This window comes from Nostoc cf. commune SO-36 (assembly GCF_023734775.1).
Taxonomy (GTDB): Bacteria; Cyanobacteriota; Cyanobacteriia; order Cyanobacteriales; family Nostocaceae; genus Nostoc; species Nostoc commune_A.
In genome coordinates this window covers 712,219-737,451 of record NZ_AP025732.1, presented here as the reverse complement: position 1 = coordinate 737,451, position 25,233 = coordinate 712,219, and the positions used below count along the sequence as shown (strand labels likewise).

The 25,233-nt window shown below is 40.2% G+C and carries 17 protein-coding genes and 4 pseudogenes; 16 read left to right on the top strand and 5 right to left on the bottom strand.

What is annotated here, in order from left to right; translation table 11 throughout:
• Positions 1–741 precede the first annotated feature (741 nt).
• Positions 742–2,142 (top strand): magnesium transporter, encoded by a 1,401-nt coding sequence (gene mgtE / locus ANSO36C_RS03285; RefSeq protein WP_251958365.1) that lies wholly within the window; start codon positions 742–744, stop codon positions 2,140–2,142.
• A 67-nt stretch (positions 2,143–2,209) separates the two neighbouring features.
• On the opposite strand, the gene ANSO36C_RS03280 is transcribed toward mgtE, so the two are convergent.
• Positions 2,210–2,467 (bottom strand): hypothetical protein, encoded by a 258-nt coding sequence (locus ANSO36C_RS03280; protein ID WP_190889560.1) that lies wholly within the window; start codon positions 2,465–2,467, stop codon positions 2,210–2,212.
• Positions 2,468–2,644: 177 nt separating this feature from the next.
• Positions 2,645–3,526, bottom strand: coding sequence for an SDR family oxidoreductase (locus tag ANSO36C_RS03275; RefSeq protein WP_251958364.1), 882 nt, complete (start codon positions 3,524–3,526; stop codon positions 2,645–2,647).
• A 567-nt stretch (positions 3,527–4,093) separates the two neighbouring features.
• Between ANSO36C_RS03275 and ANSO36C_RS03270 the strand changes: the two genes are divergently transcribed.
• A complete protein-coding gene (locus tag ANSO36C_RS03270) occupies positions 4,094–5,695 on the top strand; it encodes a peptide ligase PGM1-related protein (protein WP_251958363.1) in 1,602 nt (533 codons plus the stop codon).
• A 226-nt stretch (positions 5,696–5,921) separates the two neighbouring features.
• Here the strand turns inward: ANSO36C_RS03270 and ANSO36C_RS03265 are convergent, their stop codons facing one another.
• Positions 5,922–7,823, bottom strand: a complete 1,902-nt coding sequence (locus ANSO36C_RS03265) for a protein kinase domain-containing protein (RefSeq protein WP_251958362.1) — start codon at positions 7,821–7,823, stop codon at positions 5,922–5,924.
• A gap of 510 nt (positions 7,824–8,333) precedes the next feature.
• Here ANSO36C_RS03265 and ANSO36C_RS03260 point away from each other — a divergent pair.
• From ANSO36C_RS03260 to ANSO36C_RS03240, 5 genes are all read left to right on the top strand, one after another.
• Positions 8,334–9,605 (top strand): Pvc16 family protein, encoded by a 1,272-nt coding sequence (locus ANSO36C_RS03260; RefSeq protein WP_251958361.1) that lies wholly within the window; start codon positions 8,334–8,336, stop codon positions 9,603–9,605.
• A complete protein-coding gene (locus ANSO36C_RS03255) occupies positions 9,602–11,593 on the top strand; it encodes an ATP-binding protein (protein ID WP_251958360.1) in 1,992 nt (663 codons plus the stop codon). The genes ANSO36C_RS03260 and ANSO36C_RS03255 overlap by 4 nt, the downstream gene beginning before the upstream one ends.
• A gap of 46 nt (positions 11,594–11,639) precedes the next feature.
• Positions 11,640–12,995: an aromatic ring-hydroxylating dioxygenase subunit alpha gene (locus ANSO36C_RS03250; RefSeq protein WP_251958359.1), complete on the top strand. Its 1,356-nt coding sequence runs from the start codon at positions 11,640–11,642 to the stop codon at positions 12,993–12,995.
• A 257-nt stretch (positions 12,996–13,252) separates the two neighbouring features.
• The gene (locus ANSO36C_RS03245; protein ID WP_251958358.1) at positions 13,253–13,954 is read left to right on the top strand and encodes a Uma2 family endonuclease; all 702 of its coding nucleotides are present in this window, start codon (positions 13,253–13,255) and stop codon (positions 13,952–13,954) included.
• A 193-nt stretch (positions 13,955–14,147) separates the two neighbouring features.
• Positions 14,148–14,348: a hypothetical protein gene (locus tag ANSO36C_RS03240; protein WP_251958357.1), complete on the top strand. Its 201-nt coding sequence runs from the start codon at positions 14,148–14,150 to the stop codon at positions 14,346–14,348.
• 44 nt (positions 14,349–14,392) lie between these two features.
• Here the strand turns inward: ANSO36C_RS03240 and ANSO36C_RS03235 are convergent, their stop codons facing one another.
• Entirely contained in the window at positions 14,393–15,172 is a 780-nt protein-coding gene (locus ANSO36C_RS03235; protein ID WP_251958356.1) for an RDD family protein, read from the bottom strand.
• A 20-nt stretch (positions 15,173–15,192) separates the two neighbouring features.
• Positions 15,193–16,041 carry a DUF975 domain-containing protein gene (locus tag ANSO36C_RS03230; protein WP_251958355.1) on the bottom strand — a complete coding sequence of 283 codons (849 nt, stop codon included), beginning with the start codon at positions 16,039–16,041 and terminating at the stop codon, positions 15,193–15,195.
• Positions 16,042–16,122: 81 nt separating this feature from the next.
• Between ANSO36C_RS03230 and ANSO36C_RS03225 the strand changes: the two genes are divergently transcribed.
• The 9 genes and pseudogenes from ANSO36C_RS03225 to ANSO36C_RS03185 all read left to right on the top strand — a co-directional run bounded on the left by ANSO36C_RS03225 (position 16,123) and on the right by ANSO36C_RS03185 (position 25,163).
• The gene (locus ANSO36C_RS03225; RefSeq protein WP_251958354.1) at positions 16,123–17,076 is read left to right on the top strand and encodes a stage II sporulation protein M; all 954 of its coding nucleotides are present in this window, start codon (positions 16,123–16,125) and stop codon (positions 17,074–17,076) included.
• Positions 17,077–17,106: 30 nt separating this feature from the next.
• On the top strand, positions 17,107–17,448 hold the full coding sequence (locus tag ANSO36C_RS03220; RefSeq protein WP_181931468.1) for a hypothetical protein: 342 nt from the start codon (positions 17,107–17,109) through the stop codon (positions 17,446–17,448).
• 182 nt (positions 17,449–17,630) lie between these two features.
• Entirely contained in the window at positions 17,631–18,200 is a 570-nt protein-coding gene (locus ANSO36C_RS03215; RefSeq protein ID WP_251958353.1) for a Uma2 family endonuclease, read from the top strand.
• A 390-nt stretch (positions 18,201–18,590) separates the two neighbouring features.
• On the top strand, positions 18,591–19,604 hold the full coding sequence (locus ANSO36C_RS03210; RefSeq protein ID WP_251958352.1) for a PstS family phosphate ABC transporter substrate-binding protein: 1,014 nt from the start codon (positions 18,591–18,593) through the stop codon (positions 19,602–19,604).
• Between the two features lie 111 nt (positions 19,605–19,715).
• Positions 19,716–20,634: pseudogene (gene pstC / locus ANSO36C_RS03205) on the top strand (phosphate ABC transporter permease subunit PstC).
• A 15-nt stretch (positions 20,635–20,649) separates the two neighbouring features.
• Positions 20,650–21,562: pseudogene (pstA, locus tag ANSO36C_RS03200) on the top strand (phosphate ABC transporter permease PstA).
• Positions 21,556–22,351, top strand: a pseudogene (pstB, locus tag ANSO36C_RS03195) (phosphate ABC transporter ATP-binding protein PstB). Before pstA ends, pstB begins: the two co-directional pseudogenes overlap by 7 nt.
• Positions 22,352–22,837: 486 nt before the next feature.
• A pseudogene (locus tag ANSO36C_RS03190) lies at positions 22,838–23,612 on the top strand (phosphate ABC transporter ATP-binding protein).
• A gap of 438 nt (positions 23,613–24,050) precedes the next feature.
• Entirely contained in the window at positions 24,051–25,163 is a 1,113-nt protein-coding gene (locus tag ANSO36C_RS03185; RefSeq protein ID WP_251958351.1) for an NYN domain-containing protein, read from the top strand.
• Positions 25,164–25,233: the final 70 nt, after the last annotated feature.

Genomic DNA, 25,233 nt, shown 5'->3' with positions numbered 1-25,233 from the left:
AGATGGATGAACTTCAGGCAAAGGAACTCCAATCTGAACAGATAGATGCATTAAATCGATCAAAACATAAGGTTACACTATTTATTTAAGTATTTTCTTTGGATTGAGTACCTACATATTTGACAATAGATCACACTGTTATGTCTATCTTCTTTATAGAATTTTATTGAAATATTTACATTAATATATTCTTTTTAAAGAAACATCAAAGTTTTGATCCTATTTAAATAAAGATTATCAACGTACTAAATAATGCCATGTTTTTTACCCACATCGTTATTCATTATATAAAACTTGTATAAAGAAAATTTTTAATATTTAAAGATTTGAAAAAGTATTACTCATCTATGCTTCATGTTGAGTGTCAATTCATATCTTTGTTACAAGAACCAGCAGAGATATAGTGCTAACTTGGTGTTCTTTAACAATTTTTTTCAGAGGAATAATATAATCCTTGCTACGCAAGATTTTAAGTTATAATAGATAGTTAAGACCATAAGCTAAAAAATCAAACTCCAAACCCAATAGTCGTTTCATGTTTGTTCTCTTATCTACGAGAAGCTGGGCTAACAAGACGCTCCACAAATTGTCAGCATACGAAACCCTTGTCCTTGCATTCGATTTACAAAACTTTTTAATTTACTCAAAATCAGAAAAATTGTAAGTTTGATGTTGTATATTCCCACTTTCCCCTAGACTAAGGGCAGCAACCTTGTTCAAACTGGCTGAGGAAAGTGGATTTTGACTGAGATAAACAATTTAAACTCTACCATCCAGAATGTCTCACGCAGGGAATTGCGAGATTTAGTGCGGACTCAGCTGCAAATGCTCCTGGAAGCGGGAGACTTGCAGGGAGCAAAAGCTATTCTCGTGCCTGTGCAGCCTGCGGATATTGCCGAGGCGATTGAGGGTTTGCCAGAAGCGATGCATGCTTTGGCTTTTCGCTTGCTTTCTAAGGATGAGGCAATCGAGGTTTATGAATATCTTGACTACAGCGTTCAAGAACGATTAATCGAGGAACTTAAAAGTCAAGAAGTCCGCGATATTGTCGATCAAATGTCGCCGGATGACCGAGCTAGGTTATTTGATGAATTACCGGCAAAAGTCGTTAATCGTCTGCTAGAACAACTGAGTCCAGCAGAACGCCAAGCTACAGCCCAACTATTAGGTTATGAAGCTGATACGGCTGGGCGAATTATGACGCTAGAGTTAATTTCGCTGAAAGAAAACTTTACAGTATCTCAAGCTCTAGAGCGAATTCGCAACTTAGCTAATGCCAGTGAGATGATTTATTATCTTTATGTTATGGATACGGCAAGGCGCTTAACGGGGATTGTATCGTTGCGGGAGTTGGTGACATCTCAGCCTGAGCAAATCATTGGCGAAATTATGACGCGTGATGTGATATTCGTCCATACTGATACAGATCAAGAAGAAGTCGCGAGATTAATCCAAAGATATGACTTTCTGGCTGTACCTGTGGTAGATCGAGAACAGCGTTTAGTGGGTATTGTCACCGTCGATGATGTGATTGATATTTTGCAACAGGAAACCACCGAAGATATCTACGCTTTAGGTGGTGGTGTGCAGTCAGGGGGGGACAACTATTTTCAGATGAATTTACTAGAAATTGCGCGAAAGCGTGTTGTATGGTTATTGGTTTTACTTGTAACCAATACCATTACAGGAACGATTATTAAGTCGCAAGAGGATCTTTTGGCAAAAGTGGTGACATTGACAGCGTTTATCCCTTTGCTGACTGGTACTGGTGGTAACGTGGGGGCCCAATCTTCTACAGTGGTGATTCGCGGGATGAACACCGATGAAATCCGATCGCTTGGCGCATTGCAAGTAATTGGTCGGGAAGCGATCGCAGGGTTATTATTAGGAGGAATGTTAGGTACGATCGCTACTATCTGGGCTTATTTTCTGCAAGGACGATTAGAAGTAGCGATCGCTGTAGGCGTTAGTCTGGTAGCTATTTCTCTTTTAGCTTCTATCTCCGGTTCAGCACTGCCGTTTCTATTTCGCTATCTCCGTTTAGATCCAGCATTAATGTCAGCACCATTCATTACCACAGCAGTTGATGTACTGGGCGTTTTGATTTACTTCAATTTGGCGCGAGTAATTTTAAAGTTATAAAAGAGTCATTAGTCATTGGTCATTGGTCATTAGTGAAGAACAAAGTACAAATGACAAATGACTAATTTTACAATTCTGATGCCGTATCTGGAGCAACAATTTCGCCAGTACCCAATTCCAGTATCATGTCCTGGTCAGTAATCAATCCGCTGAGTTCCTTCACTTGTAAATTCATTTCTTCACAAGCTTGTCTGAGTTCTCGTGCAAATTTGTTGAGGTCTTGACCATAGCCACATTGATAAGCAGCAGTTTCAATTCCTTGCTTGGCATTTGCTCTAGCACAATCTACTAGTTCTGTGCCATGCAGTGGTGTAGGAGATGCCATAAACGTACTTATTATTTCTTAAATGTTTGCTGCTAAATACATTATCAATATTTCAATATTAACTCATCTCTCCAATGGAGGAAAATTAGGGTATAGTTAGGAATGATTATTTTTTATCATTAGTCATTTGTATAAAGTAGATAACTAATGACTAATGACTAATGACTACTTTTTCACTTACCCATTGACAACATCTCCACCATTGACATGTAACACTTGTCCAGAGACATAAGAACCATCATCAGAGGCTAAATATACATAGCTAGGAGCAACTTCTTCTGGTTGTCCGGCTCGTTGCATTGGTACTTGTTTGCCAAAATTTTCAACTTTCTCTTCAGGAAAAGTTGAGGGAATTAAAGGTGTCCAAATTGGCCCTGGCGCAACAGCATTAACGCGAATTCCTTTTGATACCAAATTTTTTGATAAGGAGCGAGTAAAAGCAACGATCGCACCTTTTGTAGATGAGTAATCTAGCAGTTGTGGGCTACCTTTATAAGCTGTTACCGATGTAGTATTGACGATAGAACTGCCTGCTTGCAAATGCTTGAGTGCAGCCTTAGTCATGAAAAACATTGAGAAGATATTAGTGCGGAAAGTCCGCTCTAGTTGCTCTTCGGTGATTTCCTCGATACTTTCTTTCGGATGCTGTTCGCCGGCATTGTTGATGAGAATATCGAGTTTGCCAAACTCACCAACTGTTTGTTGTACGGCTTGCTGACAAAAAGTTTCATCGCCAATATCACCTGCGATGGTGACTGCACGACGACCTTGTTTTTCTACCAAATGTTTGGTTTCTTTGGCATCGTCGTGTTCATTTAGGTAAAGAATCGCTACATCTGCACCTTCTTTAGCAAATGCGATCGCTACAGCACGACCAATACCACTATCTGCACCCGTGATCAATGCTACTTTATCTTGTAATTTACCACTACCCCGATATTGAGCATCGTCTGCTTTGGGTTTTGGTGTCATTTCTGATTCAACACCTGGTGTTTCTTGTTGCTGCGGCGGTTGCAATTTTTTCTCTTTTTGCTCTTTTTGCTCTTTTGATTTAGCCATCTGTTTTACCTTGGTAATTGAATATTGAATTGTGCTTTGGGAATTAGTTACTTCACCTATTCCCTATTTCATAACTAAACCTTGGATCGAAAATTCAACCCAAGGTTTATTTTTTGCTTTGACTCTCGCTAGGTATGTGCAATTTTGGGCATTTTTATTCTGGATATTTGCCAAACTTACTTATTCCTAGCAACTGTACGCAATTTACATTATTTATCCTCACGCCTGACCATGAAAATAAGTACACAACTCTGATGTGATGAAGAATTTATCTTTTTCAACTGCTTTTAAGTTAACTATTATATTGCTGTACTTTATCGCTCCCTAGAGGTAAAGTAAGCTGGATTTGTCTCAACCTTAAGACTGAAAATATATTAAGGAAATAGTGATTAACAAGATATCTGACTTCTTTAATAAGTCGGGCATCTAGGGGTTGCTATAGTTTGATTTATTCTGACCGATTTATTTAAATATCTGGCAAAACTACCTGAACCTTAACACCGCAACTATGCATCTTCCAAAAACCTCCGTGGTGCGCTACATTGAGATCATTAGAGGGTAGGGGTTATGGCAACACTAAATATTTCCGAGTTAGAACAGGTTGAGAAGTTTCGCCACTTACAATTAACCCTGCGCGATCGCTGGAAAACGAGCGAGCTATTTGACAATAGTGAAGCAGATATTTTAATTATTCCTTCTGTGAGTCTCGACCAGCGAGAACTCAAAAAGATCGAAGGTTTTGAGCATTATGAAGAAAGATTACTATTTTCCTTAATTCGGTTGCGGAATCCTCGGACTCGGCTGATTTATGTAACATCAGTACCGCTACATCCTAGTATCATTGATTATTATCTGCAACTGTTGCCAGGAATTCCTTTTTCTCATGCTCGCAATCGTTTGCTACTACTTTCTACTTACGATTCCTCACTTAAGTCTCTGAGCCAAAAGATTTTAGAACGCCCCCGCCTACTAGAGCGGATTCATCAATCTTTAAGGCTAGACAAATCATTTATGATATGCTATAATTCTTCGCGTTGGGAAGGTGAATTGTCTTTAAAATTAGGTGTACCACTGTATGCTGCTGCACCAAATTTACAGATTTGGGGGACAAAGAGTGGTAGTCGGCAAATTTTTAAAGAAGGTGGAGTACCCCATCCAGATGGCAGCGAAAAAATTTGGAATCATCAAGATTTGGCAGAGGCTACCGTTGATTTGTGGGAACGACAACCGACTTTACAACGGGTAGTAATAAAACTCAACGAAGGCATTTCTGGAGAAGGGAATGCATTGCTGGATCTCAGACCGATTGAAAATTTAGCACCAAGCAAAGGTACTCATGCCGAAAGGGTAACAGCAATTAGCGATCGCTTCTCAACAATGCGCTTTCAAGCAAAGCAAGAGACTTGGGAAAATTTTTCTGGAAGAATCCCGGAATTAGGGGCAATCACCGAAGCATTTGTCGAAGGGGAAATTAAGCGATCGCCCAGCGTCCAAGGACGGATTACACCTGCTGGTGAAGTGGAAATACTTTCAACCCACGACCAAATTCTGGGAGGCCCAGACGGTCAGATTTATCTTGGTTGTCGCTTTCCGGCTGATGAAAGATATCGATTGCAATTACAGCAATTGGGAATACAAGTTGGCAGAAAGCTAGCAGAGAAAGGCACTTTAGAGCGATTTGGTGTAGATTTTATCGCCGTTGATAAAGGTAACGGAGAGTGGGATATTCAGGCGATTGAAATTAACCTGCGTAAAGGCGGTACAACTCATCCATTCATGACCCTGAAATTATTAACCAACGGGCGCTATGACCTTTCCACAGGTTTATTTTATAGTCAACAAGGTCGTCCAAAATACTATATTGCCACTGATAATCTGCAAAAAGAGCGCTATCAGGGATTATTGCCTAATGATTTGATGGATGTCATCGCTCACCACAGACTGCACTTCGACAGTTGTACAGAAACGGGTACAGTGTTTCATCTCATGGGTTGTCTTTCGCAGTTTGGCAAATTGGGATTGACCAGCATCGGTGATTCCCCGCAACAAGCACAAGACATTTATAACAAAGTTGTCAAAGTTTTAGATGAAGAAACCCGCAGTGAAAATCATGATTTTTCGGCGTTTTCAGATTATTCCTTTCCCGTAGTTTGGGATGAATATAGTTAAACCAATTCGCAATTCGCAATTCGCAATTCGCAATTCGCAATTACGTTTTGTGACGGGGATTTAGACCCCGACACAAAACGCGCTGCCTATAGAGGCAGGGGACTTAAACCCCCAAAGTTTGTTAAATAATTCAAGAGTCAGAATTAAGAAGCAGGGGAGCAGGGGGACAAATCACGCCACTTGCGGGTGAGGTTTGTAGCTTTAGTTCCCCCTGCCTCTTTGTCGATTAGTTCTGAATGCGATCGCTATTAGGTAAACCTTGCTGGTTGCTTGGCTCTTTACGAGATTGAAATTGAGTATATATATAGGTTGCCAATGCTAAAGTCAGCCCAATAGCCAAGACCACTCCTACGATTCGCAAAAAATTGGGAGAAATTCTTGTAGTTAGCTGCCCAACTAGCCTTGGTTGGTAAATAGTGTCATCTACTGGCGCTTGTGATCTACCTCTATTGGATGCAGGTCGCGGTTGAAATAATGTCTTATCTGGTGGCGTTTGTTGCCCACCTTGATTAGATCCTGGTCGCGGTTGAAATAATGTCTTATCTGGTGGCGTTTGTTGTCCACCTTGATTAGATCCTGGTCGCGGTTGAAATAATGTCTTATCTGGTGGTGTTTGTTGCCCACCTTGATTAAATGCTGATCGCGGTTGATACAATGTCTTATCTGGTGGCGTTTGTTGCCCACCTTGATTAGATCCTGGTCGCGGTTGAAATAATGTCTTATCTGGTGGCGTTTGTTGTCCACCTTGATTAAATGCTGATCGTGGTTGAAATAACGTCACATCAGGTTTGTTGGCATTCTGATTATTCACAGGACTCTGTTGATTTTGCTCAACTGGGTTAAATGGTCTAGGAACGGTTTCGTGATTTGAACCTTGATTGTATCCAGCCTGAAGAGGAGGAACGGTTTCTTCAGATTGGCTTTGCTCAATCGGGTTAAATGGTCTGGGAACTGTTTCGTGATTTGAACCCTGATTATATGCAGATGGAGGGCGAATAACGGTGTCGTCGTTCGATTGTCTGGGAACAGTTTCGTGATTTGAACCCTGATTATATGCAGATGGAGGGCGAATAACGGTATCGTCGTTCGATTGTCTAGGAACAGTTTCGTGATTTGAACCTTGATTGTAGGAAGGTTGCGGTTGCCCAGTAATCTGTCCGGGTACATTAGTAGTTCCTGTGGCAAACTTGGCAGCAGCTTGCAAAGCCTGATTTAGTTCTTCTACTGTTGCAAATCGGTTAGCTGGGTTTTTGTGGAGGCATTTCATCACCACCGCTTCCAATTCTACGGGTAAATGCTCACACCCTGGTTGCGATCGCAGTGGTTTGGGTGGCTCATAAGCATGAGCTAATACCCAAGAAGCTTCACTGATATGATTACCTTTAATGCTGATTCCAAAGGGGTCAGCAGCACTCAGCATTTCATAAAGGATAATTCCTAAGCTGTAAATATCGCCTCTGGCATCCAAATTTTTATCGCTTTGGATTTGTTCAGGAGGTGCGTAACGAAATGTACCGATAAATGTACTAGTTATATTTGTAATATTGGAATTTTCTGAAGATTCACTCCGAATTTTGGCAACACCAAAATCCAAAACCTTGACCCACTCTCCCAAATCTGTAGGTACTAAAAATATATTATCTGGCTTCAGATCGCGGTGAACTACCTGAATATGCTCAGTGGTTTTGCCTCCATCCCGTTGCAGAGTAACTCCTTGATGGGCAAGCTGTAGACCCTTGCAAACTTGCGCCATAATGTTCACCGTCCGCTCGACAGATGGCCGCTTTTCGCGCAGTAGTAATTGCCTGAGCGTTTGCCCCCGCAAATATTCCATTACGTAAAATGGAAAACCTTCCGGAGTTACACCACAATCACTAATCTTAACAATGTGGTCACTTTGCAAAGCAGCACAAACTGCCACCTCACGCTCAAAACGCTTTCTCATTTCTTGTGATGCCACCAGCGTATCTTTGAGCAACTTCAACGCTACCTGCTGACCTACACGGGTGTCTGTTGCCAGGAAGACATCTCCCATGCCACCCCCGCCTAAACGTTTGTCTAAACGGTATCGTTCGTTATCACCTACGAATCGACCAATCCAAGAATTTGAAGAAGGTGGGGATTGCATCTGGGGAAACCCATCCTAGTTACGTTAAGTTAAACTGTTAATTTTAGTCAGAGATAATACTAGTATTGCAAATGTTTTACTTGTAAGTTTAGATCGACATCGGTAATATATACTACTAGTACTTTATTTAATTATACTCAGCTTAACATAAAACTAATCTTATCAATTTGATAAAATGTTTAAAATTCAGACCTGTGGTAGTTGAAATTGGTTCCTGATGTTAAATTAATTAACGCAAATTCAACTAGGGTCGTTAGCGGGATTCTTTAGTTAATACTCTGTCAAGTTCAAATTGATGGGTGGGTTAACAAGTTCGTAGTCAGGATAGCCCTTATTTACTCAGTACTAAATTCCTGAGTAAAAACCATGAAAACTAGCTTGACAGACTACCAGGGACTAGTCTCTAATCCCCAATCCCCGCTACAGAATATTTAAAGTTTTGCAAAATATATTCTGTCAATGTATTCTGGCGTACATGATTAATATGTGCTATTGCCATGAGGAATGAGGATGAGTAATGTGCTCTCTATAGCCGCCGTGACAGCAGTACTAAAAGTCTTGCTGGAAAATGGTTTAGTCAGTGATCCGATCACTGCTAGTGTTGGTGATGTCATTGTAACTGCCCTACCACCTGATCGAATTTCGGTTGAAGCCGACGAGCGTGCCCAACTCAACCTCTTCCTCTATCAAGTGACACAGAATCGCAATGTCGATTGGGTATCTCAGGAATTTCGGAGCCGACATTCACGTATTAATGGAAACCCGCGCTCTCAGACTCCACCATTAGCTCTTGATCTTCATTACTTGCTGACAGCTTATGGAGCCAAAGATTTTCAGGCGGAGCTTTTACTTGGCTACGCAATGCATTTGTTACATAAAACACCAGCTATTACATCTGATATTCTTGAAAACACTTTGATCAATGCATCTACAACCAATACCTCAAGTGCTTTTTCGCAAGCTGTAGCAAATGTATCTGTTTCGGATTTAGCTGAACAAATTGGGCAGATCAAATTGACTCCAGAGTTTTTTAACATGGAAGAAACTTCTAAGTTATGGTCTGCTTTACAAACACACTATCGACCTTCAGCGACTTATCTGGCATCAATGGTATTGATTGAGAGTAGCAATGACAACTCTGAAGGTTTCTACCTGATGCCCTTGTCTTTGCCGAGTATAGAGCAAGTTATGGCTCCGGCAAAGACTGAGCAAATGATTCTTACAGGCACAACATTAGTAATTCGTGGTAAACGGTTACGCGGTGAAATCACACGAGTTCGTTTCGGAAATACGGAGACACTAATAGTACCTCAAGAAGTAAAAGAAACTCAAATCAGCCTGTTAATCCCGCCAGATTTATACGCCAGTGTACAGGGTATCCAAGTTGTACACCTGAGAATGGGCAATGTAGAGCAAACGGATCTTTTAGTTGAATCAAATATTGTGGCTTTTGTCTTACACCCAACAATTACAGCATTCGTCGCTAAAGTAGAAAATAGCAGCGACAATTTACGCACAGCAGAAATTACCGTTAAATTCCAGCCCAAAGTTGGTAAAGCACAGCGAGTAGTTTTGCTACTCAATGAGGCATCACGTGATACCCCGTCAGCGTACTCTTTCGTTGTTGCATCACGTACTGAAGATACTGATGCAATCACTATTCCGATCAAAAACGTCAAGCCAGGAACTTATATTGTCCGAGTGCGGGTAGATGGAGCGGAAAGTCCACTACACAAGAATCAGTCTGGTGAATATGATTCGCCACAGGTGACTATTTTATGAATGCTACAACGATTAATCGCAATTGGGATGATGCAAACTACCGCTACCTATCAGCAGCCCTAGCCGTGGTGCGTGATATTTTAGAAAATTACGCGGCAAAAGTGCAAAATCAACCTCAAGAGAAAAACCAAGAGAATTTACCGCAAGCTTTAGAGGAAGCTGCTGCTGCTATGCCTGCACCATCGGCATTGGAGAGAGTATGCACAATGTTTAGCCTCTCATTATTTGAGCGTAATTTGTTGCTGTTGTGTGCAGGTATGGAATTGAATGGAGATTTTGCCAAATTATGTGCTATAATGCACGGCGATTCCCAACGAGCTTACCCAACCTTAAGTTTAGCTTTGGCAGCTTTACCTGATGTCCACTGGGATGCGATCGCTCCAAATTCTCCCTTACGTCATTGGCGGTTAATTCAAATTGGTGATGGTCATGCCCTCACCCTCAGTCCCTTGAGAATTGATGAGCGAATTTTACATTATCTCACGGGTATCCAATATCTTGACGAACGGTTAGCTGGAATCATTGAACCATTAGAAGAAGTTAGTGATTTAGTACCCTCGCACCAAGATTTAGCGGAGCGAGTAGCAGCAATTTGGTCGCAAGCTTACAAGGTTAATAGCTTGCCAATTATCCAATTATGTAGTAGTGAAAGTGTTAGCAAACGCGCCATTGCCGCTACAATTTGTCAACTTCATGATTTAAGTCTGTGGGTAATGCCTGCACAAGTCATTCCCTTACTACCTAGCGACTTGGATAATCTTATCCGCCTATGGACTCGTGAAACGATTTTAAGTAAGTGTGCGTTGCTCATAGACTGCAACGAACTAGATACTAATGATACAGCGCGGCTAAATGCGATCGCTCGTTTCATTGAACGCACAAAGGGCTTTTTAATAGTCACAAGTCGGGAAAGGATAGGTTTATCACAACGCCTAATAGTTAATTTTGACGTAGATCAACCAAGTAGCAAAGAACAAGGTGTTGTTTGGCAAGATGCACTAAGTACAATTGCACCGCAAATGAACGGGCAAGTTAAAACCCTAGTAGATCAGTTTAACCTAAGTGCTGCAACCATTCGCGCTGCGTGTGCAGAAGCCGTAGGACAGTTAGCACAAACGCCAGAAAGCGATATCAGCGATGTTTTATGGGATGCCTGCCGTGTGCAAGCACGTCCCCGCTTGGATGAACTCGCCCAGAGGATTGAGCCATCTGGTGATTGGGAAGACTTGGTATTACCAGAGGCACAGAAACAAATTCTCCGGGAAATTGCGGCTCATGTACGTCAGCGTAGTAATGTATATAATAATTGGGGTTTTGGTGGCAAGAGTGCTAGGGGATTAGGAATCAGCGCTCTATTTGCAGGTGCTAGTGGCACTGGTAAAACCTTGGGGGCAGAAGTGCTGGCTCATAAATTGCGCCTCGACCTCTATCGTATTGATCTATCATCGGTAGTTAGTAAATATATTGGCGAGACAGAGAAGAATTTGCGCCGGGTATTTGATGCCGCAGAACAAGGCGGGGTGATTTTGTTATTTGATGAAGCTGACGCTTTATTTGGTAAACGGAGTGAAGTTAAAGATGCCCGCGATCGCTATGCCAATATAGAAGTTAGCTACCTATTGCAACGGATGGAAAGCTACCCAGGTTTAGCTGTCTTGACTACAAACTTGAAGAGTGCAATTGATACAGCCTTTCTACGGCGGATTCGCTTTGTGGTGCAGTTTCCCTTCCCCGATACAACGCAACGAGCGGAGATTTGGCGACGCGTTTTTCCAGCCAAAACCCCAACCGCAGACTTAGATGCCCTGCAACTAGCACGGCTGAATGTCGCTGGGGGTAATATCCGTAACATAGCCTTAAATGCAGCTTTCCTCGCTGCCGATGCTGGGGAACCAGTGCAGATGAAACACGTATTACGCGCCGCTCAGACAGAATATAGTAAGTTAGAGAAACCCTTAACTGATGCGGAAATTGGAGGGTGGATGTAAGATAAATTTTGCTGATAAATAGATTGATATAACTCTGGAGAAAAGTATGACATTAGAAACAAAACAACTAGAAGCAACACCAATAAATTCTACTTTTGAGGCTCCTGAATCTCAGTCAGAATTTAATTGGAGAGAATGTTGGTATCCTGTGTGTTTCCTGCAAGACTTGCCTAAAAATCACCCTTATAGATTTTCGTTATATGATGAACCTTTTGTTTTATTCAAAAACACAGATGGACAGATAATTTGTTTAACAGATCGTTGTCCCCACCGTGGAGCCAGACTGTCGGACGGACAAATTATTGATGGTAGAATAGAGTGCTTGTATCATGGTTGGCAATTTGGCCAAGATGGTCAATGTTTGCATATTCCCCAGTTATCAACAGAGGCAAAAATTCCTGTTAGTGCTTGTATATCATCTTTTAAAGTTATAGAACGTCAAGGAATGATTTGGATTTGGGCTGGAGAAGTTGAAACAGCTATTGATGAGTTAATACCAACTGTACCAAATTTGGACAAATTAGGATGTTTTAGCTTAGATTATATGCGAGACTTACCTTATGACCAAAGCTATTTTATTGAAAACGTTATAGACCCAGCGCATATTCCTATTAGTCATGAGGGCATCTTTAGCGATCGCACTGAAGCCCAACCGCTAGAAATGGAAGTTCTTGAGAGTTCCCATCAAGGGATTCGTGGCAGGTATCGAAAGACAAAAAAAACTAATCAGCCTTGGAATTTATTAGATTTTGTTGCTCCCAGCTTAGTTATTTACAAAATTAACAATGAAAACGAAAGTAAGTTTGCAGGATCAGCTTTGTATTCAATTCCCCTCGGTAAAAATAGATGTCGGGTTCTCGTCAGAAATTATAGTAACTTTTTTGATTATAAGACGAAGTTGATGCCTCCTTGGGTAGATCATGTAATGACCCGGAACAAAGTCTTAGAAGGCGATTTGCCAATAGTTGTTGAGCAAAAGAAACAAATTGAGCGGATAGGAAAAAATTTACAAGAATTGTATTTACCGCTCAAGACATCAGATATATTAGTAGTTGCATATCGCAAATGGTTAGATAAATATGGCTCATCTTTGCCTTTTTATCAAGGTTATTCCACTGCCAAAAATATTGAGAATAGCGAGAATAGTCAACATTTAAAAACCTTAGACCGATTCTCGCAACACACACTTATTTGTAATTCCTGTAACCAAGCTTATCAGTTAACCAAACGATTACAAAAAAGCTGCGTAGGAGTTGCGATCGCTTTAGCTACTATAGCAATACTTACAGATACTTCTGGAATAAAAATAACAGCAGTGTCTGCTTCTATAGCATTAATTATTTTGGCAGTTATGGCTCAAAGACTCAAAATCCAATTTGAGGATTCCTACACTCGCCATTAATAATTTGTATTATATCAACTCAGTGCTGTTAGGTCTTTTCTTGTTGGTTAGTTTAATCAATCGAAGATTTAATTGCCTCTGCTGTATATTGATCAGACTTCTTTTGAATGTAGGCATCCTTTTGAGCATATTCTTCATCTAGCTAAATATCAAAATTCTTCATTGTTATTAACTTAGAACGTTTAGCTAGACTATATTGTCCATGTCGAATCGTCTAGAATAAAAATCATTAGGTAACATCAGCACCATCATTACTTATGGTGAAATCAGACCCCCGTCAATCTCTGCCTAGTAGTGCTGAACTTCCTTGTTCAGATGATACTCCTGTGGATAACGAAGACCAGAACTTTATTCCCAACCTGCTTCTGTTTTTGCTGCAATATATTTGGGCAAACCGTAATGACTGGTTTTTCAGTGTGGATATGGGCGTTTACCATACCACTGGGGTTAGTCCACTTGTGCCGATTGTACCAGACGGATTTTTGAGCTTAGGTGTAGAACGCCGTAGGGCAGGTAAATCACGTAAAAGCTATGTTGTTTGGGAAGAAAATAACATAGTGCCTATCTTGGCTTTGGAAATTGTCTCCTTAACTCCGGGTGCAGAATACGACAAAAAATTAGACATTTATGCCAAGTTAGGTGTACTGTACTACATTATTTATAATCCAGAGCATTGGCAACGTGATCGTCATCAACCTTTTGAAGTTTATCGCTTAGTAAATGGCAGCTATCAATTGCAAATTGGTGAACCTTTTTGGATGCCAGAAATTGGTTTGGGAATTGGCCGATCGCAATACGTATCTGGTAATATCCAGCGTCAGGTTTTGTATTGGTATGACCGACAAGGAAATCGCTATCAAACTCCAGAAGAAGTCGAGCAGCAAACTCGCCAGCAGCTTGAATTAGTGCAACAACAACTTGAGCGTTATCGTCAGCAATTTGGAGAACTGCCAGAATAAGGTAAGCATTAGCTTTAAGATAGCGCTTTCTCTGCTTCTAGCAAAAATTTGGGCATACAACATCTCCAGAAATTAAATCTGCGTTATGCAGAACACTTATAGAGATATCGCAATGCTACGTCTCCACTTTTGCTTAAATGTCTAATAGAAATTTTATAAGAAGAATTCAAAGATCAGGAGTCAGAAAAAAACCATGAATTCTGTACGAGTGGTTGATAGCGCAGCGTATACCCTTCGGGATGCTTCGCTTAGAGCGAGTCCGCGTACCCTTACAGGGAAGCAAGCTACGCTTTTAGCGTCTCGTAGAGAGCTTCTGAATATTGGTTTAAAACCTTGCCAGCAAGTGGCGCGAAAAGAATTAAAACTCCATCACTTCATGGGTGGAGTATTCTGACTCCTGTATTCTGACTCCTGACTCCTGTTTATAGTTTTTCTCATCTAAAACTCCGGTTTTTGATAACCGAGGTAAATTGCTTCTAAAAAAACATCAGGTGTCACAAGTTCTGGCAACTTTTCTAAATTAATAATATCTACAACTTGCTCGGCTAACTTTAGAGATAGTGATGCTCTGGGCTTTAACGACATTGCGCTACGTCGCTGCAAATACTCACGAATAACAGCAAAATCATCTGGCATCAATTGGGAGAAATCGGCAATTTCAATTAACTGTTCATAGAGTACTTTAGCCTGTTCTGAAATTATCAACGTTGCAGATGCAGTGGCTGTTTGGGTTTGAATTACAATTGTGCCAGCAGCCAAATCACCTAAGCGCTTTTCACGACGACCCAACATAATTAAAAAAGCGCCAATAAAAAAAATCTCATCAAAGGGTCGCAGTAAGGCACGTAGAGTTGCTTGTTGTAACCCGATCAGTCTCCCGTCATCTCGAACTACGCGAATTTTAGCAACTCGTTTACCAGGTGTTTGCCCAAACCATAAAGTTTCAAAAAATACAAAATAGCCGATGTAAATAATAAAACTAACAAGGAATGCGATCGCAATCAACCACAAAGTCACGCCAGTACCGAAAATATCTACCCAAAAATCTCCTAACGGGACTGAAATGATAGACCAAGCTGTAAAAAATCCCACTAAAATCACAGCCAAAACGTGATAATCAATGAGCAAAGCCCAGGCACGATTTCCGATTCCAGCAAGAGTGAATTCTAGCTCTACACTTTCTGGAGTATTAAATTTAACATTATTGAAGAGGTGCATAATCGTCTTTGTACCGTCGTTTAAATTTCGCGATCGCGTAACTTCAAGCCTAACCCTTCACGACGACTCCGCATGTCATAGTAAATAACAGCTTTAATTGCTTGCCAAAATGGCAAAATTATTGCGCCAGTACTAAAACTTAATCCGAGGATCAGCACAAGAAAAATTGGCCTAAAAATAGTAGAATTTTCGTTTATCAAGGGTAAGAAAATTCCCTGAATCACAGCAGAAATAATCTGGAGAACAATTTGAGCAGGTATTGTGATTAAAAAGCCCACAAATGAGATAAACAGAATCCGCCATACATGACCTTGAGTTAATTCCCAGCCACGGCTAATAGTTGATATACCATCAACATTATCTTCAATAGCAAGGGGCACATCTACTAAAAAAAATCGTGTAAGCAGCCATAAAACTGCCACAATTGCCCCAATACTCAGCACAATCGTGAGGATAACAATGAGAATAGAAGTAGCTAGATTTCCTTGTAGTCCTAACCCTACGAACGCTGAGAAAAAACCAAACAAGACAAATAAAACTAGAAAACCTAAGCCAATCCCTATACCAATCAGCAACATTAACAGCATTGTGACTAAAAACTGCCACAATCGAGAATTGACAAAACGTTCACCTGACGAAATACTTTCGGGTTGATTGACCAACTCGCCAAAGGCCAAACGAGAAATCAGCGCTGAAAGAGCATAAAACTTAGCCCATCCATAAACTGGAAGCAGTACCCATACGTAAGCTTTCAGCGCCAATAAAAAATATTCCTTCAGATGAGAACGATACAATCGCACCGCAGCACTGACAACATTTCCTACACTCAGTGGTTGTATGGGACTGGGAGATCCAAAATTTTCAGACATAATGGCAAATTTCCCTTGAAACTACGGAGATTCAATTTGAGGTTATCTTAAGCTAAGTTAAAGTCAGTGTTCCCAAAATTCATGAATATTCAACGTTGGATTGCACGACGAGAAGCAAATTGGCAGCGTCTGGATGCCCTATTAAGGCAAATAGAAAAAAAAGGGTTAAAGTCCTTAAGGGCAGCAGAAATTAGAGAATTAGCGAGTTTGTATCGTTCAGTAGCCGCAGATTTAGCCCGTGCCCGCACTCAGCAAATCGGCAATACTTTGATCCAAAGTTTACAATCTTTAACAACTCGTGCCTACACGCAGATTTACCAAGGTTCACGCCGACAGGAATGGCAGGCAATTCTAGAATTTTACCGTTGGGGATTACCATCTGTAGTTCAGAAAACATTTGCATACATTGCTACGGCGACGGCGCTGTTTCTAGTAGGGGCATTAGTGGCTTGGTGGTATTCTTGGCAAAATCCCAGTTTTATGTCGTTGATCGTACCTGAAAGCTTGATTACCAAGGTACGAGATGAGCATAAATTGTGGATGGGGTCAATTGTCGGCGTTGAACCTCTGGCATCTAGTGGCATTATGATCAATAATTTGTCGGTGTCTTTTGGGGCTGTCGCCGGTGGCATCACGGCTGGAGCATACACAGCTTATTTAATGGTATTTAATGGCTTATTGATTGGTGCTGTTAGTACTTTGGTGGGTCAAAATAATCTAGCTTATCCTTTTTGGGCCTTTGTGTTGCCGCATGGTTCCTTGGAATTACCTGCGATCTTTTTTGCTGGGGGTGCAGGATTTTTATTAGCAAAAGCAATTTTATTTCCTGGTAAATATCGCCGTGGAGATGCACTGAAATTTTACGGTTATCAGGCGGTGCAGCTAGTATTTGGGATTGTACCAATGTTAATTATTGCTGGTGCGATCGAAGGCTTTTTTTCACCGAATCCCAATGTACCTGATGCCATTAAATATCTGGCAGGAATAGGATTATTTGTACTTTTGGTAATGTATTGTAGCCGCAAGAAATCATGAAATGATTAGCAGAAAAATCGTTATTACAAAGTGAAATTTATAGTTTACTGTCTACTTCAGGGTGTTTTTCTCCTCTGGCTAATATGGTGGGGAGTGTTGGCACTTCTATTACCATTCAATGAATATGAAGGGTCAAGCATTCCAATTCCAGATTGCGATACTGATGTTGAATTAGTTGCTTGGCTAAGTATGTGGGTAATATGGTTGACTACAATTATTGTGGTAGGTGTAAGTATTCGTCTCAGGTTTTGGCAGCATCTGAGAATGCTATGGTTCATCAACATTATTGCTATAATTTTTTCACTTAGCAGTATTGTGAGATATCAAGAATTGATTCATTACAGTGAGCAGCTTCAGCAATATTGTAAATAACGGGACATTCCACCCTAAATAATTTAATTATGATTATTTCTCCTTTTGGTACTGTATTTTAGCTGCAACCAAACATTAAAGAATTTAGATGGCGGCTAATTGGCAAATTTAAAAAATATTTTAGAATAATGGTAAAGACTAACTATGTAAATAAATCATCATAAATTGAAGCTAGGATAATCATGGTACAAACATCAAATAAAAGATTTACTCTAGAAGAGTTTCTCGCACTACCAGAAACTAAACCGTATTGTGAATACATTGACGGTCAAATTATTCCAAAACCTATGCCTCAAGGAAAACATAGCACTATTCAAGGAGAACTCTGTCCTACAATCAATTCTGTTATCAAAGTACAAAAAATGGGTTGGGCTTTTCCAGAATTACGTTGCACTTTTGGAGGACGTTCTATAGTTCCCGATGTTGCTGTATTCTCTTGGGCAAGGATTCCTGTAGATGAAAATGGTGATATTGCTAATATATTTGCCGCAGCACCAGACTGGATAATCGAAATTCTCTCCCCTGAACAAAGTCATACAAAAGTTACAAAAAAAATCTTACACGCTCTCAATCACGGGACTCAAATGGGTTGGTTAATTGATCCTGATGAGCGATTCATTGCTGCTTATCCTGCGGGACAACAACCTTTACCTTTTGAGGAAATTGAGTCTATTTTACCAGTGCCAGAGTTCTGTCAGGGGTTACAGTTGACGGTAGGTAATATTTTTGGGTGGTTAAAGGTGACTCTGTAATACAGCAGTTTTTAAGTTGGTGAGTTACAAAAATACCCCACCCGCGCTGTCGCGCACCCTCGCCGATGCTTTAGGTTTAGGGAGAAAGAATAGGTTTCGATGCTGTTTATACAGTCCTACTTGCCAAAAAGAACAGTTGAAATATTTTTCAGATTGATATATTCGTATTTACTAATTACATAGCTCAGTCCGGGTATATTTTGGCTGAAAAATGTATCAATCTTGATTAACCTTTAATTAACTAAAATTTAACTCACACATTAACTACTCATGTCATCTTCTTGACTATGGACATTACGTTGATTCACTCAACTTTTAACTTGAAAAAAGTAGTTACGTCTTGAGGTGAATTAGCGAAAATTTAATGTCCAGCAAACTAGGAATGTTTTTATGAACAAAATGAACTTTAAGCTTAAAAGCCTGGCAGTATTAGGTATAGTCTCATTAGTGACCGCTACCTTTGGTCTATCAATATCTGCGGTTCATTCTCAAAGCGTCAGCACAGTTACGGTTGATGGTTCTAGCACCGTTTTCCCAATTACGGAAGCAGCAGCAGAAGATTTCCAAAAGGCGCAAAGAGGTAGAGTGAGAGTTACAGTAGGCGTTTCTGGTACGGGCGGCGGCTTCAAAAAGTTCTGTCGTGGCGAGACAGACATCTCTGGTGCATCTCGCCCCATCCTACAAAAAGAAATCGATGCTTGCAAAGCTGCGGGTATTCGTTATGTCGAATTACCAGTAGCTTATGATGCTTTAACAGTTGTAGTTCACCCTCAAAATTCCTGGGCAAAAAATCTCACAGTTGCCGAATTGAAGAAAATCTGGGAGCCTGGGGCACAGGGTAAGGTCAATAACTGGAATCAGGTTCGTAATGGATTCCCCAATGCACCTCTAAAGTTGTTTGGCCCTGGTGCAAACTCTGGAACCTTCGACTACTTTACCGAAGCTGTTGTTGGCAAATCCAAGTCTAGCCGGGGTGACTTTACTGCAAGCGAAGATGACAACGTACTTGTACAAGGTGTTAGCCGTGACAAAAACGCCCTTGGTTACTTCGGTTATGCCTATTACGCAGAAAACAAAAATAAACTGAAGGCAGTACCAATCAACGGCGTATCGCCCTCAGAAACAACAGTTAAAAATGGCACTTACAGTCCGCTATCTCGCCCCATTTTTATCTATGTTAGTTCTAAGTCTATTGACAAGCCAGAAGTAAAGCAGTTTGTGCAATTTTACTTGCAGAATGCAGCTAAGTTCTCTCAAGAAGTAAGATACGTTGCTCTGCCAGCGTCAGCATACACTACTGCCCAGAATCACTTTAATAAGAAGAGATATGGCACGATTTTTGGTGGACAAGAATCAGTTGGGCTAAAAATTGAAGAATTATTAAGCCGTGAAGCCAGAGAATAAGCCTAATTGTGATTTTTGAATTAGTTCAAAATCTGCAATTTATCAAAGGGAGGTGTAGTACCTCTCTTTGTCTATTTAAATTCATCATCCAAAGAGCGATCGCATCCCAGCATGAGTAGTGCAAAACAAACTCAACTTTCTCGAAAGCTAGTGCGTGATTTACAAGAACGGGCAATAGAGTCTGTCTTGTTTCTAGCGGCACTTTCTTCTGTGGCAACTACAGTAGCCATTCTTGGTATCTTATTTTACGAATCTACAATATTTTTTCAAAAAGTATCTTTATGGGAATTCCTTACAGATACTCAATGGACACCTTTATTTGATGATAAGCATTTCGGTATTTTGCCTCTGGTGACAGGAACATTAGTCACTACATTTGTTGCTTTATTAGTAGCAGTACCGCTAGGTACGATTATTGCTATTTACTTGAGTGAATTTGCTTCACCCATCGTCCGGGAAATTGTCAAGCCAGCTTTAGAATTGTTGGCGGGTATTCCCACAGTAGTTTACGGTTATTTTGCCCTCTTATTTCTCACACCCTTGTTGCAGGTAATTCTGCCAGATTTACCTGGTTTTAGTATGTTAAGTGCGGGACTCGTCATCGGTATTATGATTATTCCTTATGTCAGTTCCCTGAGCGAAGATGCCATGCGTACAGTACCCGCACATATACGCGAGGCTTCTTATGCAATGGGGGCTACCCGCTTCCAGACAGCTGTGCGAGTCGTATTACCAGCTTCTATTTCTGGCATCTCTGCCGCTTACATTTTGGGGATTTCTCGGGCGATCGGTGAAACGATGATAGTGGCTTTTGCTGCGGGTGGACAACCACAACTTGACTCTTAACCCGATGGAACCAGCCGCGACAATGACAGCCTACATTGTATCGGTAAGTCTCGGCGACCTACCTCATGGCAGCCTAGAATATCAGACCATCTTTGCTGTTGGAAACTGACGTTAGTGCTAATGACATTTAGTTTTTAATATCATTGGTCATTTTCTCACCAAGCGCTATCGAGAAATTTATTGATATGACACTCTTAATATTCAAGAAGTCCGTAAGACTATTAGCCGCAATAAGCGATCGCAATATATTTTCAACATTATTGGCATATTGTCAATGCTGTTTGGATATTGTCACATTACTGGCACTATTGTTTGATTTAATCACCGATGGTTTCCCACGTCTTTCGTGGCAATTTTTGACTTCGTTTCCTAGTCGTAGGGCGGAAGAAGCAGGCATTCTCTCCGCTTGGGTGGGAACGATCTTGGTAATGTTTGTAACGTCTTTAGTAGCCATACCCATTGGCATAGCATCGGGTATTTACTTAGAAGAGTATGCTAAAAAAAATTGGTTGTCTGATTTAATTGAAATTAATGTCACCAACTTAGCTGGTGTTCCGTCGATTATTTACGGACTTTTGGCTTTGGGCGTATTTGTTTATGGGTTCAACTTTGGCCGAAGCATTATTACTGCTGGGATTTACCTTGGCGCTATTGGTTTTGCCAGTAGTGATCGTTTCTACCCGTGAGGCTCTGCGTGCTATACCAAATAGTATCCGTGAAGCTGCTTATGCAACAGGAGCTTCTAAAGTGGCAAATGATCTGGGATCATAATTCTGCCTTACTCAACAGGCACAATTCTTACTGGTATTATTGTTGCCTTGGCACGAGCTATTGGTGAAACTGCGCCCCTAATTACCATTGGTGCGCTGACATTTATAGCCTTCTTACCAGACCCACCAATTACTGAGCAATTTCCCTATATCTCTTTCTCTTGGTTACTTGCTCCGTTCACAGTTATGCCCATTCAAATGTTTGATTGGGTATCTCGTCCTCAAGCTGAGTTTCAGGTGAATGCAGCAGCAGCAGGTATTGTTCTAATTGCCATTACTTTGGCTATGAACGCTGTAGCAATTTATATCCGCTATCGTTTACGCAAAAAAATCAAATGGTAGAAATTGCATCATCAACCCTAGAAAAATCCATCAAAGCTTCGGTCAATTATCTGAACTTCTACTACGGTGGAACAGTCCACGCTCTCAAAGACATTAATATGTCAGTGGGTGACAAAACAAGTAACAGCGCTGATTGGGCCTTCTGGATGTGGTAAAACCACTCTGTTACGTTGTTTCAATCGAATGCACGACCTTTACCCCGGAAATAACTATAAGGGAGAAATCACCCTCGAACCAGATGGGATTAACCTGCTTAGTAATAAGGTTGACCCAATTGAGGTACGGATGCGGATTAGTATGGTGTTTCAAAGACCTAATCCCTTTCCTAAATCCATTTACGAAAATGTAGCTTATGGTCTGAAGGTGCGGGGTGAATCGAAACGTGCAATCCTTGATGAAAAAGTAGAGAAAGCTTTGCATGAAGCAGCTTTGTGGAATGAAGTAAAGGATCGCTTGAATGATTTAGCTTTCAACCTTTCTGGTGGTCAACAGCAGCGTTTGTGCATCGCCCGCGCTTTGGCGACTGACCCTGAGATTGTTCTATTTGATGAGCCAACATCAGCCTTAGACCCGATAGCTACCGCCAGCATTGAAGAGTTGATTAATCAATTGAAAGAAACGGTGACGATTTTGATTGTGACTCACAATATGCAGCAGGCAGTTCGTGTTTCTGATTACACAGCGTTTATGTATTTGGGTGAATTGGTGGAATTTGATCAGACACAAAAGATTTTTAATCAGCCCTCGAAGCAACAGACGGCAGACTACGTGAATGGTCGTTTTGGATAAGAATATGTTATGGGAAGCTCAAAAGCTTGCTATATCTAATTTATTGCTCCTTCAAGCGATGCCTACGAGTGGGTAAAGCGATCGCACTTTGCGAAAATAGAACAAGTTTAGCTAAGAATGATAATCACTTAAAAATTGGGAAAAAGCGCTTGCATCAACAAGCGTTTTATTTTTTCTTTTTGTAGTAAATTTAATGATGATTTAGAGTTTTTAGGTATCTATAGCGCCTCTGGGTTGAGTGCAATGCCTACGCGTGATTATTTTCTAATAACAAATACAAGACCTATTTTTTTCTAATAGTCTGTAAAAAATAAATTTTGTGACACAGCCTTATATAAATATCTACTAACCACTTATCTGCTAGATGACTACTATATAACTACGTAATTTCTATGAACATCTACTTTTGGGGGTAACATAGTGAAACAGCGACGCTGATTTGTACTGTTTTACTGAATCAAGTTCTGTTTCATAACTTTTGGGAATATGAGTAAACTAATTCCAGCCATAAGAGTCAAAAACTTCAGCTTCTATTACGACACTCAAAAGATAGTTGAAGGCGTGTCAATGGATATTTACCAAAACCAAGTCACGGCAATTATTGGTTCTAGCGGTTGTGGCAAGTCTACTTTTATTAAATCGTTAAATCGCATGAGTGAATTAGAAGGAGATGTGAGGGTTGAAGGAAAAGTAGAATTTTTTGGACAGAGTATTTATGAGCGTCGTGTCAACATCAATCGTTTACGGGCGTCAAGTTAGTATGGTTTTTCCCAAGCCAAATCTTTTTCCTATGAGCGTTTACGATAATGTTGCTTATGGGGTGAAACTAGTTGGTTGGCATCCGAAAGTAGAATTAGATGGGATTGTTGAATCTGCCATCAAAGCTGCCGAACTTTGGGATGAAGTAAAAAATAAGCTGCACAAATCAGCTTTAGAGCTTTCTGGTGGTCAACAACAAAAACTATGTATTGCCCGTGCTTTAGCAGTCAAACCGAACGTTCTATTGATGGATGAGCCTTGTTCAGGTCTTGATCCGGCGGGTAGTATGAAAATTGAGAATTTGATTCATAATTTGCGCTCTGAGTTGACAATTGTGATTGTTACTCACAATATGCAGCAAGTTACTCGTCTATCTGACTTTACGGCTTTCTTTTGTAGTAATGAAAATCGTATTACTCAAATGGTTGAATTTGGTACTACAAATAAAATCTTTACTAACCCCGTGGATTCTCGCACTCGCGACTACGTTTTCGCCCTGTAACTGTCTTGGCTATGTTACCAATACCAAATCCCCGTGGATTCTCGCACTCGCGACTACGTTTTCGCCCGCGTCTGTTGAAGTGTTTCTTAAATTCTAGCTATTCAGAGGGTTACTACATAGTGTAAGTGGAAATTAGGGGTTAAATTAAATTTCCGCTTGCTTTGAGTTTTTCTAGTATTGGGCAATGCAGACTGGCATTGACAGTCTCTTTTTATACTATATACTTAAAGAAAAGTATCTGCCTAGACCACCTGAATCATAAGATGAAATGTCCTCTGTGCGGAATCTGCTTCATATTATAAAAATGGTTGTCGCAATGACCAGCAAAATTACTCTGCAAAAATTGTGGCAAACAATTCCTTGAGACTGCATTACCTCATTCCCTGGAAGGGGACTTGCTAGCTAACAGCAATGGACATACTAAACTATCTATGACTGATGGGGCGGACACTTTCTTTAGTAAAAAACCTGCCAGAAGAAAAAATCACAGAGAAAGGTCTTAGCTCTTTTAATTTTAAATTAGCTGAAGAACTGCTGCAAATGATATTATCGCCTGATTGGTTAGAATCTTCTGTGTTCAGCCAATTAATCTTAAAAATTCAGCAAAATAACGAAATTAAGCATAAGTTAGAAACAGGGATATCTCTTCTCATTTTGGATGCAGAAAATTTAAAATTAGATATTAATTCAGAATTATTTTTAGCTAGTGTTTGTGAATATCCACTCCAAGTTAAAATTGCATTTGCTAACTGGAAAAATCCCAGTATTGGGAAGCAAGATATTGAACTATATAATCGTGGTTATCAACTTCTCCATGTCCCTGAAGGTAAAAATAGTGCTGATGCAAAAATGATTGCATTCGGTGCTTGTCTATTACGCTCTTATCCAACAGTTAAAGAAATATTAGTCTGTTCTAGCGATGGAATTTTAAACCATCTTTGTAACGAACTCCAAAATCAAGGATTAATTGTCTATTGGGTACGTAGACAAGGACAAAATTTGCATATAGAGAACCGGAATACTGGCAAATTAACTCATTATTCCTTAGCAGTGCCAACAGAGCTTTCATCCTTTGAAAAAGTAGTTGATACAATTCATGATTCAATTAAAACTGAACAGGAATCTATCAATGCTCGATTAGACAGTTTAGTGACTGTTGCAACTTTATTTCAAGAAAAATGTGATATCAATATTCCAAAGAATCCAAAACAACCAGAAAATGAGAAAATAATTCCTGTTTTAGATAACTCTTTTACAGAATCTATTCAAGAAACAAAAAAAGAAAAAGTTGCAAAAATTTCTAATGGGAAAACATTAGATAAATTATTATTAAAAATTATTCATGATATACAAAAGACATCTCCTGAAACTAAATTATCTGTGTCAAAATTAGGTTCCGAGTTACAGAAAATAACCGGAGAATCTCCTAATTCAATTATCAAAACATTGAAGTTGGGTTCTAGTTTTTCTAAATATTTACAATCATCTCCCACATTTACATTAAAAGCCAGTGGCAGAGAATACGAGGTCATGGCGCTACTCTGCGAGTAAATACTTTCTGGATGTTTATGTACAACCTGAGCCTGGAATTCAGTATTATGTAAACAGATGTAAAGAAATA

Coding starts and splice junctions, on each gene's coding strand:
- ANSO36C_RS03280 (WP_190889560.1), bottom strand. CDS start 2,467: ATGGCATCTCCTACACCACTGCATGGCACAGAACTAGTAGATTGTGCT.
- ANSO36C_RS03275 (WP_251958364.1), bottom strand. CDS start 3,526: ATGGCTAAATCAAAAGAGCAAAAAGAGCAAAAAGAGAAAAAATTGCAA.
- ANSO36C_RS03270 (WP_251958363.1), top strand. CDS start 4,094: ATGGCAACACTAAATATTTCCGAGTTAGAACAGGTTGAGAAGTTTCGC.
- ANSO36C_RS03265 (WP_251958362.1), bottom strand. CDS start 7,823: ATGCAATCCCCACCTTCTTCAAATTCTTGGATTGGTCGATTCGTAGGT.
- ANSO36C_RS03260 (WP_251958361.1), top strand. CDS start 8,334: ATGAGTAATGTGCTCTCTATAGCCGCCGTGACAGCAGTACTAAAAGTC.
- ANSO36C_RS03255 (WP_251958360.1), top strand. CDS start 9,602: ATGAATGCTACAACGATTAATCGCAATTGGGATGATGCAAACTACCGC.
- ANSO36C_RS03250 (WP_251958359.1), top strand. CDS start 11,640: ATGACATTAGAAACAAAACAACTAGAAGCAACACCAATAAATTCTACT.
- ANSO36C_RS03245 (WP_251958358.1), top strand. CDS start 13,253: ATGGTGAAATCAGACCCCCGTCAATCTCTGCCTAGTAGTGCTGAACTT.
- ANSO36C_RS03240 (WP_251958357.1), top strand. CDS start 14,148: ATGAATTCTGTACGAGTGGTTGATAGCGCAGCGTATACCCTTCGGGAT.
- ANSO36C_RS03235 (WP_251958356.1), bottom strand. CDS start 15,172: ATGCACCTCTTCAATAATGTTAAATTTAATACTCCAGAAAGTGTAGAG.
- ANSO36C_RS03230 (WP_251958355.1), bottom strand. CDS start 16,041: ATGTCTGAAAATTTTGGATCTCCCAGTCCCATACAACCACTGAGTGTA.
- ANSO36C_RS03225 (WP_251958354.1), top strand. CDS start 16,123: ATGAATATTCAACGTTGGATTGCACGACGAGAAGCAAATTGGCAGCGT.
- ANSO36C_RS03215 (WP_251958353.1), top strand. CDS start 17,631: ATGGTACAAACATCAAATAAAAGATTTACTCTAGAAGAGTTTCTCGCA.
- ANSO36C_RS03210 (WP_251958352.1), top strand. CDS start 18,591: ATGAACAAAATGAACTTTAAGCTTAAAAGCCTGGCAGTATTAGGTATA.
- ANSO36C_RS03185 (WP_251958351.1), top strand. CDS start 24,051: ATGGGGCGGACACTTTCTTTAGTAAAAAACCTGCCAGAAGAAAAAATC.